Origin of the sequence: Mesorhizobium montanum (assembly GCF_033977145.1) — a bacterium.
GTDB classification, from domain to species: Bacteria; Pseudomonadota; Alphaproteobacteria; order Rhizobiales; family Rhizobiaceae; genus Mesorhizobium; species Mesorhizobium montanum.
In genome coordinates, this window is record NZ_JAVIJF010000002.1 from 305,516 (window position 1) to 325,035 (window position 19,520).

Consider the following 19,520-nt stretch of genomic DNA (forward strand, 5'->3'; position numbering starts at 1 on the left):
GTATAAATGTTCAGGTAAGCTTAACAGTGAGCAAAACCATCAGCCTGACCGGCATGCGAAGCTTCGTCGCGGTCTGCGAGACCGGCGGCGTGCGTGCCGCCGCCGATCAGATCGGCCGCACTCCGTCGGCCGTGTCGATGACCTTGAAACAGCTGGAAGACGATATCGGCGTGCCGCTCTTCGAAAGCGAACGCAAGGGTGCGCTTTCGCCGGTCGGCCGCATCGTGCTCGACGAGGCGCGCGCCATGATCGCCCACTACGATCGCGCATGCCTGGCAATGACGAGCTACGCGGCGGACCTGCAGGGCCGCTGCGACGTGGCAAGCGTGCCTTCGGTTGCCGTGACCTTGCTGCCCCGCGCGATCGCCCAGCTCCGCGCCGAGGGCTGCAGGTTCGACATCCATGTTCGCGACAGCGATTCCAACGCCATCGTCGAGGCAGTCGAAAACGGCATGGTGGAGGTCGGCCTGTGCGTGCTAGCGACTAAGCGGCCGCAGCTCAGTTTCGAGCCTTTGTTCCACGAGCCGCTCGATTTCGTCTGCCCGGTCGATCATCCTTTGGCAGAATCGAAACGTCCGTTGAAATGGGCGCAACTCGACGGTGAGAGCTTCATCCAAAACGGCGCCGCCGCGGCGCTTGGCGTTGCCGAGACCGAGGCGCTTGCCGCCGGCTCCAAACTCACCGCGACCAATGTGAGCTCCAACCTGGCGATGGTGGAGGCCGGGCTCGGCGTCACCATCCTGCCCCGGCTTTGCCGCTGGAAATGCGGCCACGACGTGCGCTTCGTCCCGCTTGCCGATCCACGCTCGAGCCGGACGGTCGGCTGGATCGCCAAGGAAGGCCGGAACCTGCAGCCTGCATCGCTGCGGTTCATCGAATGCATTCGCCTGCAGATGCGGGTGAGCGAAGGAGAGTTCGGCTATGCGGCTGCCTGATCGGTGGATGACCAGATGATGCGCCTGACGCAAGCCCGGATCGAGACGCTCGCCTGCACGGCGCTGATGCGGCACGGCGCCAGCCAGCAGCAGGCCCGGGCCCTGGCTGCCGGCATCGCGGCGGCCGAACGCGACGGCCTGAAGTCGCACGGCCTGATGTACCTGCCGACCTATTGCGAGCATCTGGCCTGCGGCAAGGTTCTGGGACTGGCCGAGCCGCGCCTGACGCAGCCGGCGCCGGCGGTTGTCGCCGTCGATGCCGGCAACGGCTTTGCGCACTCGGCAATTGCCACCGGCCTGCCGCCGCTGATCGAAGCGGCGCGTTCGCAAGGCGTGGCGGCTTTAGCCATCCGCAACTCCTACAATTGCGGCGCGCTGGGCTATCATACCGAACGGATCGCGCGGGCCGGCTTGGTCGGATTGGGATTCACCAACGCGCCGGCCTCGATCGCGCCCTGGGGTGGCCGCAAGGCGGCCGTCGGCACAAATCCCTGGTCGCTGGCGGTCCCGGACGGACACGGCGGCGCGCGGTTCGTCATCGACCAGAGCGCGAGCGTCGTCGCCAAGAGCGAAATCATCAAGCGTGCCCGCGCCGGCGAGCCGATCCCTCCCGGTTGGGCCTTCGATCAAAGCGGCGAAACGACCACCGACGCCAGCGAAGCGTTGAAGGGCACGATGGCGCCGGCCGGCGGCTACAAGGGTGTCGGGTCTGCCCTGCTGGTGGAAATCTTCGCAGCATGCCTGACGGGAGCAAACCCAGGGCTCGTCGCCAGCCCCTTCTCCGGGACCGCCGGAGGTCCTCCGGGAACCGGCCAGTTCTTCCTGGCAATCGCACCCGGTGCTACCTCGGGCGGCGCATTTGCGGGAACGCTGGACACCGTCGCCGGCTGCTTCGTCGGCGACACGAGGCTTCCGGGAACCAGGCGCTTTGCCGCACGCGAGCGCAACACAAGCGAAGGCATCGAAGTGGCGACTGAAACGCTTGTCAATCTCGAGACGCTCGCCGGGAACGCCGCATGACGGCAATCGCGCTGCGACCGCCCGAAGTCGTCATGCGCCTTCAACGGCTTGGCGCGGCGCATCCAACACGGCTCAGCTTCCTGCGCCAACTGATCCGCCGCGCCACCAGGGAGCAGTGGCACGCACGAAAGGACCGGTTCGAACTGGACGACAATGGGTTTGGGCGAGCGGTCTATGCGGTCGAGACACCGGCAAGAACCTACAGCCTGGTCGCGTTCTCGACGCCGCTCGACGACGAAAAGCGGTCCGATCGTGTCATCGCGCAGGCCTGGGACACGAGCTACGTGCTCTACGATGGATTGCCGGATGCTGCCGAGATCGCGCGGCTGGAGGCAAATGCGCCCTTGCAGGAGGCAGGCCGCTTCACCGGTCGCGAGCTCGTCCTGGCCCGCGCGAACAAGAGTGTGCGGCTGTTCGAGGAAGTCGCTTCAGCGCTGGCGCATGGACGGCAGCCGGACGAGGAGCAACTGCTCGGTGTCGGCTATCTGATGCGCACCACGGCGGTCTACGGCAACGGCAAGTTCGGCATCGCCGATCGCGACGAGATCGCCTCGCGGCCGGAGCTTTCGGGATCCTTTCAGGCGGAAATGCTCACCGTCTGGCTGATCCGGTCCTTCATCCTCGACCTGGTCGATCACATCGCCTATCGCCGCAATCCGACCGGCGCGGCAAGGCTGGCGCCGGATTTGCGCCGGGCGCTCGGCGTGGGCAATGCGACCGGCCTGGGCATGGCTCCCTTCCTCGTTCGCCATCCGCTCTTGACGCATAGCTGGTTCCTGGCCCGCGAAACCGCGCTGGCGCGGGTTCGCGTTGAACCGTATGCCGGCGAAGCGGAACGAAAAGCGTTTTTGCAGGCCCTCACCGACCTGCGCCGACGCGTCGCCCGCTGGTACAGCGACGACAGCCGCCAGGCTGCCGCAACCCGGCTATTGGCCGACGATCTCGCTACGCTGGCGGGAAATCTCGATCGGCTTCTGGCGAAACCACGTCCGTGGGATGCGCTCTATCGCCTGGCGGAAGACCGCTTTTCGCTCGAGGGGCAGGAAGCCTGCGTCTCCCTGATCCTCGAGCCGCACGGCGACCTGGTCGATGATCTCGGCGACACGATGAAGGCCGACGAGACGCCCGGCCATGGCATCGATGGCAGCGTGACCTGCGGTTCGCTGCGCCAGGCGCTTCTCGACAGCTATTCCTGGGCGGAAAGCGTCGACTTCGCCGAACCGGCCGCCAATGCGCGTTTCTGGTACGTCTCGGCGGAAAAGCTCGAGCCGCGGCTTGGCGAACGCTTCGAGGAGGACGGCGCCGAGCTTGAACAGCCTTTGGCCACCGCGCGCGATGCGCTCAACCTGGCCGCCGCGCTGGCGCAGGAACCGGCTTCGAGCCGTGTCGCGGAATTCCTGCTTCGCCGGCCGGAATGGCGCCACGCGGCGCGGCGCGCCCAGATTGTCGCCCGGTTCCCCTATTCCGAGATCCGCGACAATCTGATCGGCGCCGAATTGCGGCCGGTCGACATATTGCGCGCCAAGCTGGCGTTTTTCGGCGCACGCAGTTTCGATCCTCGCTCCGATCGCTGGCTGCGGATCGCGCTCTTCAGTGGCGAGCCCCTGATCGAGGATGTCGCGGCGGCGGCTTCGACAGGAGAAGCCGCGTGATCGACCTGTCGCTCAACGAGGTGGAAACGCTGAGCACCAAGGCGGCGCGGGGTGCCGGATTTTCATGGGGCCTAGCCGAGGATATCGGCCGCGCGGCTCGCCGGATCGCGGTCGAAGATCAAAGCTGGGGCGTGGCCATGCTTAGCCTCGCCGAAAACGCGCAATCCTTCGCGGGACCTGATCCTGCCCGCGCGGCGGGCTGGCGAAAAGGCGAGGCTGACAAGCCTGCCGAAAGGCCGCTCTGTCCCATCCGAACCGCCGCCCTGCTACTCGACGATCCGCCTCCGGCGGACGCGATGCCGCTGACGATCCTCGATGTCGGCCTGCCGATCTGGCTCGACGCCATGCTGCGCCGCTCGACCATGCGCATGGCTCAACCGGCGGCGCTGCTGACGCGGGCCGATGTCGTCATCGAACGCCGCACCGAGATCGAACAGCCGGCTGCAGGACAGCGTGGGACGGTCGACCAACAGACGCTTGCCGCGCTGAATTCGTTTGCGGCCAAAACCTATGTGCCGGAGAGCGAAAGATCGCGTGTCCGCGGTGCCGGTGGAGGCCGGGTGGACGATGAATAAAGGGGAGAAGGCAATGAGCGCAACCGACGGCCAGAAGATCGCCATGCGCGGAGCCGGCTATTATTCGGCGAACACCGTGGGCGCCAAATACGTCATCGACAAGGTCGCCGATCTGGTCGTCGACGCTGTCGCCAGGATGCCCCGACTGGCCAACGGCCACCCATTCGCGATCGCCGATTTCGGCGCGGCGGACGGCGGCACCTCGATGGACATGATGCGGCGGCTGGTTGGCGCCGTTCGGGAGACGGAACCGCACCGGGCGATATCGATCACCTACACCGACCTACCCCATAACGATTTCTCGACCCTGTTCCGGCTCAGCCAGGGCCTTCTTGGGCCTTCCACCGACATGCCGCTGGCGGACACCCCTGCCCTCTACATCTTCGGCAGCGGTACCAGCTTCTACCGCCAGGTCCTGCCCGACAATTCCCTGTCGTTCGGCTTTTCCGCCACGGCGATGCATTGGATCAGCAAACGACCTTGCATGATCGCCGACCATGTCCAGGCGGTCGGCGCGAGTAATGCCGAACGCGAGCAGTTCCGTACCCAGGCCCTTCGCGACTGGGAGACGATCCTGCTTGCCCGGGCGCGCGAACTTCGCTCGGGTGGGCGGCTTGCGCTGGCCAATTTCTGTATCGACGAAGAAGGGCACTATCTCGGACATACGACGGCAGTCGACATGTTCGATTGCTTCGCGCGCCATTGGCGCGATCTGCTTCGAGCCGGGCGTATCAGCGAGACCGAATACGTCAACGCGACGTTCCAGCAATTCTACAAGACGCCGCAGGAGTTCGCGGCGCCGTTCCGCGATCCCGCTTCGTCGGTGTCTCAAGCGGGACTAAGACTGGAGAAGATGTTCACCATGGTGACGCCCTGCCCCTATGCCGAGGCGTTCCGGACCCATCGCAATGCGCAAGATTTCGCCAGGGCCTATGTGCCGACGCTGCGCTCCTGGTCCGAGACCGTTTTTGCAAACGCGCTCGACTCCTCGCGCCCCGCAAACGAACGCTCCGCAATCATCGACGATTTTTACAACGCTTACGAAGCTGACGTCGCGCGAGCGCCCGACGAGCACCGCATGGACTACGTCCATTGTGTAACACAGATCGTCAAACTGTGACGGGACAGGAAGCCCTATGCGCCCCTTCTAACCTCTCAGGTAGGGAACGCCCAGCCGCGCCGGCTGCCCGCTTCGGAAACGTACGCTCACCGCCGCGTGCATCTAGCAGGTTGTTGAAGAAGTCTCAGAGATACCCGTTTTGACTCTGATTTGTGCTCGGTCTGACTCTGATACGTTCCGTGAACAAAACAGTTTTTCAACAGCCTGCTAGAGCAATTCCAGGAAAAGTGCGCAGCGGTTGGGCTCGGCGACTTCGCCGTAGCCTTCCGTCCGGAATTGCGAGGAAACAAAGACTTAGAACGGTTCGGCGATTCTGTGAAACGCTGAACTGCTCTAAGCGGCGCGACGCTCCTGCCTGACTGATTCCTGGTTGATCTCGGCAAGAAGGGCTTCGACATCGGCTTTCGGAAAGGTGTGGCGGAAGCGGCGATCGAAGGTCGTGAAGATGCCGACGAACGAGTTGGCGCAGTGTTCCAGCATGCGTTCGGCATCTTCCGAAGAAATGTCGAGTTGCTTCTGGAGGAAGCGGTTGAACTTGCTGCGGGCAACCGGGTTTTCGAGCACGAAGACCGGTTGCGTGTCCCATTCGATGCGCCGGTGCACCGCGTCGGAGACAGTATGCAATTCCGCCTTTAGATGGATGTCGCGTGACGACGATGCCACCTCGATGGTGATCCCGTCATTGTCGAGCGTCCAGGCTTGAAGCGCGGTATCGTAGACGCAAAGGTCTTCCGCCGCGATTTGCAGTGTCACGACCCTGCTCTCACCCGGATTCAGCTCGAGCTTGGCAAATCCCTTCAGCTCGCGCACCGGGCGCTTCAACCTTGGCTGCCCATACCGGGCGTAGACCTGGCAGATTTCCTTGCCAGCGACCTTTCCGATGTTCGTCACGGCAAAGCTGACAGCGACCTTCTCGCCGGAGCGCAGGATGGTGCGGTCAAGCGCCAGGTTGGAATAGGCGAACTCGGTGTAGCTCAGCCCGAAGCCGAAAGGGAAAAGGGGCTCGATGCCGCGCGCGTCGTACCAACGATAGCCCGCGAAAATTCCCTCGCTGTAGACGTGCCGCCCGTTTTCGCCGGGATAGGTGAGATGGGTCGGCATGTCCTCCATGCGCTTCGGGAAGGTAGTTGTGAGCTTGCCCGACGGGTTCACGCGGCCGAACAGGAGGTCGGCGACGGCACCTCCGGTCGCCTGACCGGAGAAGAACATCTCAATGACCGCCGGCACGTCTCCGATCCAGGGCATAACCACCGCATCGGGGCTCGATATGACGGCGACAATGTTGGAATTGGCGCAGGCAAGCCGCTCCACCAGCGCGTCATGGCCCGGCGCGAGGCCGAGCGAGCGGCGATCGGAACCTTCGCCGTCATAACCATTTTCCGTGTTCACGAAGACCAGGACGATATCGGCGCCGGCTACGCCCTGTTCCGCCTCGATGATCAGTGCTTCGCGCTCCGAAGCGATCTCGCTCGTTGCCTGAAACACATCGATCTTGATCTCGCTTCCGGCGAGCTTGCGGATTTCTTCGACCGGAACGTCCTTGGATGTCGGTATCGTCGTCGCGCAGCCCGAGCCCTGGATGACGGGAGCCGCGGCGCCCTCTCCCACAATCGCGATCCGCCTAACGCTGGCCTTCGAAATCGGCAGGAGGCCAACATCGTTCTTCAGCAGGACCATCGATTCCGCAGCCAGGCGGCGAGCAAGCGCGTGATGCTCCGCCCGATCGAACGTCATTGTTCGATCCTCGCCTCGCTTGGCCTTGCTGACCAGATCGAGAACGCGTTCACAGGCGCGATCGACCAGTGCCCGGTCAACGTTGTCCGCTTCGATCGCCGCCAGAAGATCGGCCTTGCGGGTTTCGCTTTCCGGCATGTCCAGATCATTGCCGGCAATCAGCGAGGCCGGCCTGTCCTTGACGCCGTGCCAGTCGGAGACGACCAGCCCGCCGTAACCCCATTCATCGCGCAGCACCTTGGTGAGCAGCCAGGCGTTCTGCGCGGCTTGAACGCCGTTGAGCCGGTTGTAGGAGCTCATGACGGTCCACGGCTCGCTCTGGCGGATCGCCCGCTCGAAGCCCTTGAGGTAGATCTCGCGAAGCGCCCTTTCCTCCACGACAGAGTCCATCGTGGTGCGCTCGATCTCGGAATTGTTGCAGGCGAGATGCTTCAGGGAAGCGCCGACGCCGTTCTCCTGCAGGCCCTTGATGACACCGGCGGCAAAATCCCCAGTCAGCACCGGATCTTCCGAGTAATACTCATAGGAGCGTCCGCCAAGCGGTGTGCGCCGGATATTGATCCCTGGACCCAGCAACAGATGCACGCCGAATTCCTGGCACTCCCGAGCCAGCGCTTCGCCCAGCTGGTGCGCCAGATCGACGTCCCAGGAACAGGCCAGGCTGGTCCCGTTAGGAAAGCAGGTGGCGGGTTTCATCTGCCCCCAGGCGGTCTGCACATGGTCCGCCCGCTGGTTCACCACCGACAGGAACGCCGCGAAATCCACGCCGCCGGCCTCGTCACCGTCAATCTGCGGGATGGAGTACCGCACACCATAGGTGCCATCGGTCATGACGATGTGCGGAATGCCCAGCCGGTCGATCTCCTGTGTCTTCCACATATGGTGGCCGGCGAGCAGCGAGACCTTCTCCTCGTCCGTCATCTCAGCCACCAAGGCCGCGAAGTCGCCGGCGATGAACTTTTCATTCGTCATTTGAAGTCTCCGAAAATGACCGTGGAACAAGATCGGCAGGGTCCAGCATTGCTCCGGCGCGTCGCGGCGACGCCGTCATAGCCGCCGTTCCGTCGCCGCCGAGAAGAACGAGGCCTTGGACATGTTGAAGCGAAAACCAACGTCCTTTTGCATCGCCCTGGCCGCATCGACGGTCAGCTTCACACTGAACCGCTGACCGAGGCAGTCGAACCAGCCGAGCGCATCGGCGCCCAGAAGCTCGGTGAAGGCGAGCGTCGCTGGAATGCTGTCGGGCGTGCCGTGCTCGACGACATCGACATCTTCGCAGCGTATACCCAATATCGCCTCCGCGGCCGTCGGCTCGGTCGCGAAACCGTAAGGCGACGCGTCGAGGCAAACCTCATGCGCCTTGAAGCGTCGCGTCCCCTCCAGATGCCCCCTCAGGAAGTTCATCGACGGAGAACCGATGAAGCCGGCCACGAACAGGCTGGCAGGTTTTTCGTAAACCGTCTGCGGCTCCGCGAACTGCTCCACCCCGCCCTTGTGCATGACCGCCACGCGGTCGGCCATGGTCATGGCCTCGATCTGGTCATGCGTCACATAGATCATTGTCGACTGCAGCGTCTCATGGAGCAGCTTGAGCTCCACCCGCGTCTCGGCGCGCAACTTGGCATCGAGATTGGAGAGCGGCTCGTCGAACAGGCAGATGCTGGAGGAGCGGACCAGCGCCCGCCCGATCGCCACGCGCTGCCGCTGGCCGCCTGAAAGCTGGCTTGGCTTGCGGTCGAGCAGAGCCTCGATCTGCAGCAGCCTGGCTGCCCATGCGACCTTCTCGGCGATCGCCGTCTTGGGCGTGCCGGCGATTTCCATGCCGAAGGAGAGGTTGCGCCGCACCGTCATGGCCGGGAACAGCGCATAGGACTGGAAAACCATCGCAAGCCCGCGCTGGCTGGGTTCCAGGCCGCTGACATCGACATTGTCGATGAGTATCTGGCCGGAATCGCAATCGTCCAGGCCCGCGATCACGTTGAGCAAGGTGGACTTGCCGCATCCCGAGGAGCCGAGAATGACGACAAACTCGCCGGGCGCAATCTCCATGTCGACGCAGTCCAGCACTGTAAGGCCGGCGAAGGATTTCCTGATCTGGCGGATGGACACTCTTGACATTTCTATCCCTTGACCGCGCCGGCGGCGATGCCGCGCACGAAATAGCGACCTGAAAGAAAGTAGACCACAAGCGTCGGAATGGCCGTGATGACGGCCGCGGCCATGTTGACGTTGGGCGAGACGGAGCCGCGCGCGTTGTTGACGATGTTCGTCAGTTGCACCGTCATCGGCAGATTGTCGTTGCCGGCAAAGATCAGGCCCAGCAGGTAGTCGTTCCATATGCCGGTGAATTGCAGGATCGCCACGACGACGAGAATGTTGGTCGAAATCGGCAGGATGACCGACCAGAATGTCCTGAGGAAGCTGGCGCCCTCCATGCGGGCGGCCCGGCTGATCTCGTCGGGCACCCCGACGTAGAAGTTGCGGAAGAGCAGCGTCGTGTAGGGCAGGCCGTAGATCACATGCACCAGGACGATGCCCGCATAGGTGCGGAACAGCCCCATGCTGCTCAGGATCTTAACCGTCGGGTAGAGCATGGCCTGATAGGGAATGAACAGGCCTACGGTGACCAGCAGCATGATCAGGTTGGCGCGGCGCGATTTCCATTGCGCCAAGGCGTAACCGTTGAGCGCGCCCACCAGCGTGGAGATCGCTACGCTCGGTACCGCGATCTTTATCGAATTCCACAGCCCGGGACGAACCCCGCCGCACTCGAGCCCGGTGCAGGCACTCTTCCAGGCCGTGATCCAGGCGTCGAAAGTCGGCCTGACAGGCAAAGCGAGCAGATTGCCCTGCCGGATCTCCTCCAGCGGTTTGAGCGAATTGCTGACGATCAAAAGCAAGGGCAGCAGGAAGAACGCCGCCGACACGACGAGAAATACATAGAGACCGAAGCGCGCGACGCGCGGCCCGAACACCGGTCTCTCGACTTTGATGGCGCGGGTCACGTTCGCCTCCTGAATTCGCTGTAGAAATAGGGCAAAAGCATCAGCAGCGAGAGCAGCAGCATGACGATCGACGCCGCCGAGGCGAGGCCCAAATTGACGCGGGCGAAGTAGAAGTCGACGGCGAACTTGGCCGGCATTTCGGTGGCGATGCCTGGCCCGCCCTTGGTCATGGCGATGACCAGGTCGTAGCCCCGGATCACCTCGGACATCAGCAGCACAACGCAGGAAGCAATCACCGGCCGCATGCCGGGAAAAATCACCTGCAGATAGGCGCGCCAGAGCGGAACGCCCTCCATCCGGATGGCCTTCCAGAGGTCGTTGTCGACGCCGCGCAAACCGGCCAGGACGATGACCATCACCAAGCCCGAGGAATGCCAGATGCTGGCGATGACGAGCGTGTAGATGGCGCGGTCGGGATTGGTCAGCCAATCGAAGGTGAAGCTTTCCCACCCCGCGTTTCGCATCAGACCCTGCAGGCCGTTGACCGGGTCCAGTACCCATCGCCAGGACAGTCCGGTCACGATCAGCGAGACGGCGAGCGGATAGAGGAAAATGGTTCGGAACAGCGATTCAGCCTGGATGCGGCGGTCTGCAAAGATTGCCAGTATCGTGCCGAAGCTGAGCGTCCCGGCGATGACCAGCACGCCGAAGATCACCATGTTCATGCATGACACGAGCCAGCGGTAGTTGGTGAACAGCTTGACGTACTGATCCAAGCCGATCACCTCGTAGCTGGGCATCAACGTCGAGCGCGTCAGCGACATATAGAAGGTCCACAGGATCGACCCGTAGAAGAATATGGCGACGACGCCGAAGAACACGGCAACCGTGATATCCGGCTTGAAGGTCTGCTTGTGCAGCCAGGTCTTCATTCTCCCTCCAAGCCGCGTCGATGGCGAGGTGGCGTCCACGTTAGCCATCCTGGCTTCCGCGCATTAGTGGCCCTTGACAACAGCAGCATGCCGGGCCGCGAGACTGCGACCCGGCATAGCTTGTCATTCGCTCTGCAGTATTTTCGAGAAACTCTCGACCGCGGCTTCCGTCGTCATGGACTTGTCGGTCCAGAACTGGGTGGCAAGATCGGTCACCTGTCCATTCAAGTCGCCCGCCAGCGCATCATAGGCCGCCTGCACCGCGGCGCCCTGTGTCGCGAGCGTCTTGGCGCCGAGCTGCGCGCAGACGTCGAGCTTGGTGGTATCGACATCGGTGCGGGACGGCACCGAGCCTTTGACCTCGGCGATCTGCTCCTGCACGGCGGGATCCATGACCGATTCCGCAAGCATCGTCTGGCCATTGATGCGGTCCTCGTCCTTGTTGACGGGGAAGGCGAAGACGTCGATCAGGATCGCATAGCTCGGCTTGTCGCCGGGCGTGAGGAAACATCCGAAATCCTTGCCGGCAACCTTGCCGGCGGCAAGGAATTCGCCGCGCGCCCAGTCGCCCATGAACTGGAAGCCGGCCTTGCCGGTGACGACGAGGTTCGTGGTGTCGTTCCAGGAACGGCCAGGGCTGGCGGGGTCGGCATAGGTCGATACCCTGCGGAAGGTGTCGAAGGCCTTTGCCAGCACCGGCGATTTTAGCGCCTCGGGGGAACGCTTCACAATCAGTTCGTTCCAGTAGTCCGGACCGCCGAGCGCCAGGATCGAGCTGAAGAGGATGCCCACTTCCTGCCACGGCTCGCCGCCCGTGGCGATGGCGATGCGGCCGGACGCCTTGATCTTGTCCGCGGCGGCGAAGAGCTCGTCGAACGTCTTGGGCTGCTCGATCTTCAGTTCGTCCAGGAGAGGCTTGGAATACCAGACCCAGTTCTGCGCGTGGATGCCGACAGGCAGAGCCACAAGGTGGTCGCCGACATTGAGCTTGCTCCACACAAGCGGCGACATCACCTTTTGCCAGCCGCCCTTGCTGGCGAGGTCATCGAAATCACGCAGTTGGCCGGAACCGGCAAGGTCGCGGAAGGCGGAGTTCGGCGTCATCAGGATGGCGGAAGGCGGTTCGCCGCCGGCGATGCGGCTGGTGGCGGCCGCAAGCGCGGCGTCGAAGTCCGCGGAGGGGCTGTCGATCCACTTGCCTCCCTTCGCCTTGAAGGCGTTGGCCACGGTGTTCATCGCCTTGGATTCGCTGGAGCTCGTCCAGTAGTGCTGCACATCGACGGTCTGCGCGAGCGCGGCACTGGAACCGGCGAGAAGGCCGAGGACGGATATCGTTGAAGTAAAGCGTCGCAAATTCATCTCAGTTCCCCTGTTGTTTCGGTTGATCTCAGCCCCCGGTACGTCCGGAGCGGCGGTTGGGGCGCGCTGTTCGGTCAGCGTCGAACGGCGCCGTCGTCACGTCATGCTGCCTTGCTGACTGTCTCGCCGATCTCCTTGTTGAGATTGTCGAGAAATGAGGCCATCGCGGCTTTGGAGATCTTTTCGCCGGCCACCCAGGACACGGTTTTGTAGATCCCCAGGAAGGAGCTGGCGCAGTACTCCATCATTCTGCCAGCCTCCTCGTCATCGAGATCGAGCTGTGCTTTGAGGAAGTCGTGGAAGCGGCGACGGGCGAAGTCCTGCTCCAGCACCAGGTAGGGTTGGCTCTCCAAGTCGAGGATCGTGGACGGCAACGCCGGTGCCGCCACCTCGACCGTCTTCTCGAGGCGGATGTCCCGCGAGGACGCTCCGGCTTCGAAGGTGATCCGGCCGGCGTCCAGCAGCCATTGCCGGTAGGCAGGGTCGTAGTAGCGCAAGTCCCGGCTGTCGATCGTCACCTCGACGCGCTTGGTTTCGCCGGGCCGCAGCTCGACCTTCGCAAAACCCTTGAGCTCGCGGATCGGCCGGATCAGGCGGGAATTGTGCGGCCGCGCATAGACCTGGGCGATCTCCTTGCCGGCAACGCCGCCCGTGTTGGTGACGTCGAACGCTATGCGGAGCGTGCTCGAAGCATCGATACGGTCGGCACTGGTGGAAATGTTGGAGTACTCGAAGGTTGAATAGCTGAGCCCGAAGCCGAATGGGAACAGCGGAGCGAGCTTGCGTTTGTCATAGTGGCGATAGCCGACATGGATGCCCTCGCTGTAGACGTGACGGCCGTTCTCGCCCGGATAGGTGAGATAGCCCGGAATGTCTTCCTTCTGAACCGGGAATGTCACCGTCAGCTTGCCGCAGGGGTTCTGCTTGCCGAACAGGACATCGGCGATGGCCTTGCCCACGCCCTGCCCGCCGAAGAAAGCGGCTATAACGGCCTGGACACCATCGATCCACGGCATGGCGACGGCATCCGGAGCAAATAGGATGACGACGATCTTTCCGCTGTGCCTGCCGAGACGCCCGATCAGCTCATCCTGGCCGGCGTGAAGGCTAAGATGCGTGCGGTCGGAGCCTTCGCCGTCATAGCCGACCTCGGTATTGCCGAAGAACAGCACCACATCGGCCGCCTCGACCGCTGCGAGAGCCGATTGTTCGGACGGGCTGCCGGCTTCGAAATCCGTCGCGCCATGGAAGCTGATCGCTGCGTTGGGAGCAAGCCTGCGGATTTCGTCCAGCGGAATATCGACTTCTGTCGGACGCGTCGTCGCGCAGCCGGAACCCTGGATGACCGGCTCGACGGCGGCCGCGCCGACCACGGCGATCTTCCCGACCTTCGCCGCATCGACGGGCAGGACCGCCGTCTCGTTTTTAAGAAGCACGATCGATTCCGCCGCCATGCGTCGCGACAGCGCATGATGCTTCTTGAAGTCGACCTCGGCATTCGGCCTGATGGCGTTGCGCGCGGTGCGGACTAGCTTGAGGATGCGTAGGCAGGACCGGTCGAGCGCCTCCGCCGGCACCCGGCCGTCCTTGACCGCATCGATCAATTCCTGCTTGCGCGCGCCGCTTTCCGGCATGTCGAGATCGTTGCCGGCATTGACCGACGCGGGACGGTCCTTGATCCCATGCCAATCGGAAACGACGACGCCGTCGTAGCTCCACTCGTGCCGCAACACCTCGGTCAGCAGCCAATGGCTCTCCGCCGCCTGGACGTCATTCAGCCGGTTGTAGGAACTCATCACCGTCCAGGGATTGCCCTTGCGGATGGCCCGCTCGAAGCCCGCGAGATAGACCTCGCGCAAGGCGCGCTCTTCGACGACGGAGCTCATCGTCGTGCGCTGGACTTCGGAATTGTTGCAGGCGAAATGCTTCAGCGAGGCACCGACGCCATTTTGCTGCAGACCGTTGATAACGGCTGCGGCAACCTCCCCGCTAAGCATCGGATCCTCGGAATAATATTCGTAGCTTCGGCCGGCGAGCGGCGTGCGGCGGATATTGATGCCGGGGCCGAGCAGAATGTTGACGCCGAAAGCCTGGCATTCGGCGGCCAGCGCCTCGCCGAGCTCATGGGCGAGGCCGACATCCCACGAACAGGCCAGCGAGGAGCCGTTCGGGAAACAGGTTGCGGGACGGGTCGAACCGAAGGCGCTCTCGACGCCCGTCGAAAGATCCGTGTTGACGACGCCGAGGAAGGCCGCCAGCTGGCCATCGTCATCCTGCATGCCGTCGATCTGATCGATCGAGTAACGGACCCCGTAGGTGCCGTCCGTCATCAGCAATTCCGGAATGTTGAGGCGATAGTTGGCGGCGGTGCGCCACAAACCGTGACCGCTGACCGCGGCAGCCTTCTCCTCGACGGTCATTTCCGCGACGAGCGCGGCCAACTGCCTGTCCGAAACATTCCAGCTCATGCACATTCATCCGTTTTGCCACGCGCCGTCAGCTCGCTGCCCGCCAATTCGCGGGCAGCGCCTGGGCGTCCGATCTCCTCCGGGACGACACTTTGATGACACCCGGAAGGTCGCAAATCTAGCCGCGAAACTTGTTCTGGAAGTACGACAGTTTTTGATGCTTACTCCGCGATGCCGTCACGGAGGACGAGATATGAACATCGCCTATTTGATGCCTGGCCAGCTGCGCGGCAAACAGGATGCCGGCTTTGAAGACCATGCCCCCGCTGTGACGCAACACTTTTGGGCCTTCGTCCACGGCGCCATTGAGGTTCCCTATCACTGGCATCGTGACATGGAGATACTTCTTGTGCTGCGCGGCAGGTTTCGACTGGTGGTTGATGGACAGGTTTGCGAGATGAACCCGAACGACGTGATCGTCATCAATTCGGACGTGCCGCACAATTCCGCGTCGGTCTCACCCGATGCCCTCATCTGCGGCGTACATCTCGACGCCGCATACTTCGAGCGGCTCGGGTTGCCCGGTTTTTCGTCCCGGCATTATCTGTGCCGCACCTTCCTTCACGGTCGTTCTTTCATGAACAGGATCGCTCCTATGAAGGCGCTGATGGCGCGGCTGATCCTCGACCAGGCGGGGCATCCCGAGGAGATGATGGTTCGAGATACCGTTGCCAATCTGCTGGCCTGCTTCGTCTACCGCGCGATCCCCTATGACGAGTCCGATGGGGCGGCGGCCCAGCTCCGCTCCGCCAGCCGCAATCGCATACTCAAGATCATGGACGCTGTCCAAGGACAGCAAGACAACCAAACCCTGAGCGAGATCGCGGATGCCGAGGGCCTGACCCTCAGCCACCTGTCGCGCCTGTTCAAACGTCACTTGGGAATAGGCTATCGCGATTATTGCCTGAACCAGCGGCTGGACGCCGCCGCGCATGAGCTTCGGATCACCGATCATACGATCAGCGTGATCATGGAGCGCAACAGCTTCGGCAACCCGGCGGTCTTCTACAACAAATTCAGAGCCCGCTTCGGCTGCAGCCCTGCGGAATATCGGCGCGGACAGGGGCTGCGCGGCGCCAAAAGCAAATTGACCGAGGAGGACGCGGCCGAGACATTGAGGCTACTCACGCGCCATGCCGCGGAGATTGGCAAGGCCGCGGAAGTTTCCCTCGGGATCAACGCGATCGGGCGCCGGCAGGTCACCCTGCGTGCTCCCTATAATGCAAGTTCGCGCTGAAACCCTTCGCACAATGCGTGCTGCCAGCATGTCCGTCCGGGTCGGGATTCGACGACCATTCCGCCACAGCGGTTGAACGAACACGGCTAGTCCGCCGCCAGCGCGGTCACTTCCCGCCGAAAGGGCAAGGCATCGCCGATGCCGGGTTCGTCCAGCTCGCGGGCGAAGCGGTGACCGGCATAGGTTGCCCAGGCGATCGGCCCCGGCGCTTCGGCATCGCCGACGACCTTGATCGAGCGGATGCCATTGTCGGCCCACTCGTGTTCCCGTGCTTTCAGCTCGCGCCAAACGGCGTCGTCCTGATTGCGCGACGTGACCAGAACCACGGCATCGGCCGCCAGCTCGTGGCGCGCGCCGGTATAGACGCATGCCGTGACGACGCCGCCCGAAGCGATATTCGTGACGGTCCTGTTGAGGACGATATCGACACCCAGCTCCACCAGGCGGCGGTGGATGGCGCCCTGCTCCAGCGTGTTGCGGGTCCAGTCGGAAACGTAGGCTGACGGGGTCACCAAGGTCACCTTGGCTCCCTGACGCGCCATCAGCTCGGCGAGAACGCCACCCATGTAATAGTGATCGTCGTCGAACAGCACGACGTTGCCGGACGGAACCTTGCCGTCCATCAGATCGTCGGGCGTGTAGAGCGGCATGGCGGCCTCGATCGGCATCGGCACGACATGGGCACGGGCCACGCCGTCCCGCCGCCAGGTCGATCCAGTGGCGACGGCGACATTCTGGAAGCCGAACGACAGGATGTCGTCCGCCGACAGCCGGCTTTCGAAATAGATGTCGACGTTCGGCATCTGTCCGAGCTGGTACTGGCGATAGTCGCGCACACGGCCCCAGGCCGAGAGGCCAGGAAGCAGGCTCTCGCGCGCCACGCGCCCGCCGAGCTCGGTGCCCGCTTCCGCGATGGCCACCTGATAGCCGCGCAGGCCGAGCGCGCGCGCTGCCTCCAGTCCGGCGGGTCCGGCGCCGACGATCAGCACGCTGTCGCTGTCGCCCTTGGCCTGCATGCGCTCAGGATGCCAGCCCTTGCGCCATTCCTCCATGAAGGTCGGATTCTGCGTGCAGCGCGAGATCGACATCGTCATGTCGCCGGTGATGCAGATATTGCAGCCGATGCACTCGCGGATGTCCTCGATGCGGCCTTCCTCGACCTTCCTGGGCAGGAAGGGATCAGCGATCGACGGCCGGGCGCAGCCGATGAAGTCGAGCGTGCCCGATTTGATCATCCTGACCATCACGTCGGGCGAAGTGAAGCGGCCGACGCCGACGACCGGCTTCGAGGTCAGCTTCTTGATGCCGGAGACCAGGCTCTCCTGCGCCGCTTCTTCCTTGAAGCGCGACGGCCCCGAGCAATCCTCCCAGGCGCCGTGGGCGAGATCCCACAGATCCGGCAGTTCGGCATGCATCTCGATCATGTCGCGGACCTCTGAGTTGGCGAAGCCGAGGTCGCCGATCATCTCGTCCAGCGACAGCCTGAGCGTCAGGCCGCATGTGTCGCCGATCGCGTCGCGCCCTTCCTCGATCAGCTCGCGCATCAGCCGCGAGCGGTTCTCCAGCGAGCCCCCATATTCGTCGCTGCGCTGGTTTGTGGCCGTCGACAGGAAATGCTGGATGATGCCGAAGCCATGCGCGCCGTAGAGGCACACCAGGTCGAAACCCGCCTGCCTGGCGCGCTTGAAGGCATTGCGGTGCCAGCGGCGCAGGTCGCGGATATCCTGCTTGTCCATGGCGCGCGCCTGCACCGGATCGTTGGTGAAGGTGCGGATCGGCAGAGCCGACGGTCCGCGCGGCACCTCCTTGGTGTAGAGATTGGGACCGTTGATGCCGGAATAGGCAAGCTGGATGCCGGCGAGCGCCCCGTGCTCGTGCATGGCTCTCGCCATCTTGGCCAGGGCCGGGATATCGGCATCGTCCCATAGCCTGAGCTCGATGAACGGCGTGATCTCGGAGGTGTGATGCATTTCCGTCTGCTCGGTGAAGATCACGCCCCATCCGCCTTCCGACTTGATGCGGCGCATCTCGGCCGCGGCCGACGGATCGCGATAGCCGCCGCCATTGCAATGGGGAACCTGATAGAAGCGGTTCTTGGCCGTCGCCGGACCTATCCTCATCGGCTCGAACAGGATGTCGTAGCGTGGGTCGCGCATATAGCTTCCTTCCCGTCGGCTTGGCGCTGCCGCCGAAACTACTCATAAGTTGGCGCCGGCGCGGGACAACTACGGATTTCTTCTGTGCGGATTAGGACGCGCCTAATCGCACATTGGGTGGATTAGTCTGCGATAAACCGGCGCAGAGCCAAATGCGACTTCAGGGCTGCGAGCGCACGATGTAGACAGCCGGTTGCAGCAACGGGACAAGAGACATGGGCAGCATCAGGATTCTCGAACGGCTGATCGCATTCCCGACGGTGAGCCGCGACTCGAACCTCGACCTGATCAGCTATGCGGCGGACCTGCTCGGAGCGAGCGGCATCGCCTGCCGGATCATCCACAGCGCGGATGGCCATAAGGCCAATCTCTTTGTCACCATCGGACCGGCCGACAGGCCCGGCATCATGCTGTCCGGCCATACCGACGTGGTGCCCGTTGACGGCCAGAACTGGACGCTGCCTCCGTTCGAAATGACCGAGCGCGACGGCAAGCTTTACGGACGCGGCGCGGCGGACATGAAGGGTTTTGTGGCCTGCGCTCTTGCTGCGTGCCTCAAGGCATCGAAGATGGCGCTCCGCACGCCCCTGCATCTGGCGCTCTCTTACGACGAGGAGGTCGGCTGCCTGGGCGTGCGCGACCTGATCGAGATGCTGAGCGCAGCGCCGCAACGCCCGCTGCTATGCATCGTCGGCGAACCGACCAGCATGCAGGTGGCGACCGGGCACAAGGGCAAGCTCGCGGCTCGCGCCGTCTGCAGGGGACGCCAGGGCCATTCCGCTCTCGCCCCGCTGGCGCTCAACGCCATCCATCTCGGTTGCGATTTCGTGCGCGCGCTTCGTGACGAACAGGAACGGCTGGCCCGCGACGGCGCCCGCGACGGCGACTACGACATTCCCTACACGACCGTGCATGTGGGCAAGATCAATGCCGGCGTCGCGCTCAACATCGTGCCCAACCTCTGCTATGTCGATTTCGAGATCCGCAACATTGCCGCCGACGACGCCGCGGGCATTCTCGACAGGCTGCGCGGCGATGCTGCGCGCATTGCCGAGGATGCCGCTTCGATCGCGGCCGAGGCCGCGATCGATATCGACATCACCAACACCTATCCGGGCCTCGACACGCCAGCAGCTTCGGAAGCGGTCGCCTTCGTCAAATCGCTGACCGGAGCCAACGACACTGTGAAAGTCGCCTATGGCACGGAAGGCGGATTGTTCAGCCGCGATCTCGGCACGCCGGCTGTCGTCTGCGGTCCGGGTTCCATGGTGCAGGGACACAAGCCGGACGAATTTGTCAGCGTCGAACAGCTGCGGCGTTGCGACGAGATGCTGAACAGATTGCTGGAACGGCTCACCGACGGCTGGCCGTGATCCGCACGGCAGCC

Annotated in this window: 14 protein-coding genes; 7 read left to right on the plus strand and 7 right to left on the minus strand. The window is 63.5% G+C overall.

All coding sequences use genetic code 11. The features are described from left to right. Positions 1-26: 26 nt before the first annotated feature. From RFM68_RS03775 to RFM68_RS03795, 5 genes are read left to right on the plus strand one after another with little or no spacing between them, the layout of a single operon-like run. Positions 27-935: a LysR family transcriptional regulator gene (locus RFM68_RS03775; RefSeq protein ID WP_320231317.1), complete on the plus strand. Its 909-nt coding sequence runs from the start codon at positions 27-29 to the stop codon at positions 933-935. A 15-nt stretch (positions 936-950) separates the two neighbouring features. After that, on the plus strand, positions 951-1,955 hold the full coding sequence (locus tag RFM68_RS03780; RefSeq protein WP_320231318.1) for an Ldh family oxidoreductase: 1,005 nt from the start codon (positions 951-953) through the stop codon (positions 1,953-1,955). Next, entirely contained in the window at positions 1,952-3,607 is a 1,656-nt protein-coding gene (locus RFM68_RS03785; RefSeq protein WP_320231319.1) for a hypothetical protein, read from the plus strand. The genes RFM68_RS03780 and RFM68_RS03785 overlap by 4 nt, the downstream gene beginning before the upstream one ends. Further along, complete coding sequence (locus tag RFM68_RS03790; RefSeq protein ID WP_320231320.1) at positions 3,604-4,182, plus strand: DUF3726 domain-containing protein; 579 nt, start codon at positions 3,604-3,606, stop codon at positions 4,180-4,182. Before RFM68_RS03785 ends, RFM68_RS03790 begins: the two co-directional genes overlap by 4 nt. Positions 4,183-4,195: 13 nt before the next feature. Beyond that, positions 4,196-5,302 carry a class I SAM-dependent methyltransferase gene (locus RFM68_RS03795; RefSeq protein WP_320231321.1) on the plus strand — a complete coding sequence of 369 codons (1,107 nt, stop codon included), beginning with the start codon at positions 4,196-4,198 and terminating at the stop codon, positions 5,300-5,302. 333 nt (positions 5,303-5,635) lie between these two features. Here RFM68_RS03795 and RFM68_RS03800 read toward each other — a convergent pair whose 3' ends face one another. The 6 genes from RFM68_RS03800 to RFM68_RS03825 form a co-directional block, all read right to left on the minus strand. Further along, positions 5,636-8,008 (minus strand): beta-glucosidase family protein, encoded by a 2,373-nt coding sequence (locus RFM68_RS03800; RefSeq protein WP_320231322.1) that lies wholly within the window; start codon positions 8,006-8,008, stop codon positions 5,636-5,638. A gap of 75 nt (positions 8,009-8,083) precedes the next feature. Continuing rightward, positions 8,084-9,154 (minus strand): ABC transporter ATP-binding protein, encoded by a 1,071-nt coding sequence (locus RFM68_RS03805; RefSeq protein ID WP_320231323.1) that lies wholly within the window; start codon positions 9,152-9,154, stop codon positions 8,084-8,086. Positions 9,155-9,156: 2 nt separating this feature from the next. Further along, on the minus strand, positions 9,157-10,041 hold the full coding sequence (locus RFM68_RS03810; RefSeq protein WP_320231324.1) for a carbohydrate ABC transporter permease: 885 nt from the start codon (positions 10,039-10,041) through the stop codon (positions 9,157-9,159). Then, the gene (locus tag RFM68_RS03815) at positions 10,038-10,913 is read right to left on the minus strand and encodes a carbohydrate ABC transporter permease (RefSeq protein WP_320231325.1); all 876 of its coding nucleotides are present in this window, start codon (positions 10,911-10,913) and stop codon (positions 10,038-10,040) included. The genes RFM68_RS03810 and RFM68_RS03815 overlap by 4 nt, the downstream gene beginning before the upstream one ends. 123 nt (positions 10,914-11,036) lie before the next feature. Then, positions 11,037-12,272, minus strand: coding sequence for an ABC transporter substrate-binding protein (locus RFM68_RS03820; protein ID WP_320231326.1), 1,236 nt, complete (start codon positions 12,270-12,272; stop codon positions 11,037-11,039). A 101-nt stretch (positions 12,273-12,373) separates the two neighbouring features. Then, the gene (locus tag RFM68_RS03825; RefSeq protein WP_320231327.1) at positions 12,374-14,740 is read right to left on the minus strand and encodes a beta-glucosidase family protein; all 2,367 of its coding nucleotides are present in this window, start codon (positions 14,738-14,740) and stop codon (positions 12,374-12,376) included. Between the two features lie 193 nt (positions 14,741-14,933). Between RFM68_RS03825 and RFM68_RS03830 the strand changes: the two genes are divergently transcribed. Next, positions 14,934-15,977 carry a helix-turn-helix transcriptional regulator gene (locus RFM68_RS03830; RefSeq protein WP_320231328.1) on the plus strand — a complete coding sequence of 348 codons (1,044 nt, stop codon included), beginning with the start codon at positions 14,934-14,936 and terminating at the stop codon, positions 15,975-15,977. Positions 15,978-16,063: 86 nt separating this feature from the next. Here the strand turns inward: RFM68_RS03830 and RFM68_RS03835 are convergent, their stop codons facing one another. Beyond that, a complete protein-coding gene (locus RFM68_RS03835) occupies positions 16,064-18,133 on the minus strand; it encodes an oxidoreductase (RefSeq protein ID WP_320231329.1) in 2,070 nt (689 codons plus the stop codon). Between the two features lie 215 nt (positions 18,134-18,348). Between RFM68_RS03835 and argE the strand changes: the two genes are divergently transcribed. Beyond that, complete coding sequence (gene argE, locus RFM68_RS03840) at positions 18,349-19,506, plus strand: acetylornithine deacetylase (RefSeq protein ID WP_320231330.1); 1,158 nt, start codon at positions 18,349-18,351, stop codon at positions 19,504-19,506. Positions 19,507-19,520: the final 14 nt, after the last annotated feature.

Excerpts from the sequence above, each read along its gene's own strand:
- RFM68_RS03780 (WP_320231318.1), top strand. The coding sequence starts at position 951 with ATGATGCGCCTGACGCAAGCCCGGATCGAGACGCTCGCCTGCACGGCG.
- RFM68_RS03785 (WP_320231319.1), top strand. The coding sequence starts at position 1,952 with ATGACGGCAATCGCGCTGCGACCGCCCGAAGTCGTCATGCGCCTTCAA.
- RFM68_RS03795 (WP_320231321.1), top strand. The coding sequence starts at position 4,196 with ATGAGCGCAACCGACGGCCAGAAGATCGCCATGCGCGGAGCCGGCTAT.
- RFM68_RS03800 (WP_320231322.1), bottom strand. The coding sequence starts at position 8,008 with ATGACGAATGAAAAGTTCATCGCCGGCGACTTCGCGGCCTTGGTGGCT.
- RFM68_RS03805 (WP_320231323.1), bottom strand. The coding sequence starts at position 9,154 with ATGTCAAGAGTGTCCATCCGCCAGATCAGGAAATCCTTCGCCGGCCTT.
- RFM68_RS03815 (WP_320231325.1), bottom strand. The coding sequence starts at position 10,913 with ATGAAGACCTGGCTGCACAAGCAGACCTTCAAGCCGGATATCACGGTT.
- RFM68_RS03820 (WP_320231326.1), bottom strand. The coding sequence starts at position 12,272 with ATGAATTTGCGACGCTTTACTTCAACGATATCCGTCCTCGGCCTTCTC.
- RFM68_RS03825 (WP_320231327.1), bottom strand. The coding sequence starts at position 14,740 with ATGAGCTGGAATGTTTCGGACAGGCAGTTGGCCGCGCTCGTCGCGGAA.
- RFM68_RS03830 (WP_320231328.1), top strand. The coding sequence starts at position 14,934 with ATGAACATCGCCTATTTGATGCCTGGCCAGCTGCGCGGCAAACAGGAT.
- RFM68_RS03835 (WP_320231329.1), bottom strand. The coding sequence starts at position 18,133 with ATGCGCGACCCACGCTACGACATCCTGTTCGAGCCGATGAGGATAGGT.
- argE (WP_320231330.1), top strand. The coding sequence starts at position 18,349 with ATGGGCAGCATCAGGATTCTCGAACGGCTGATCGCATTCCCGACGGTG.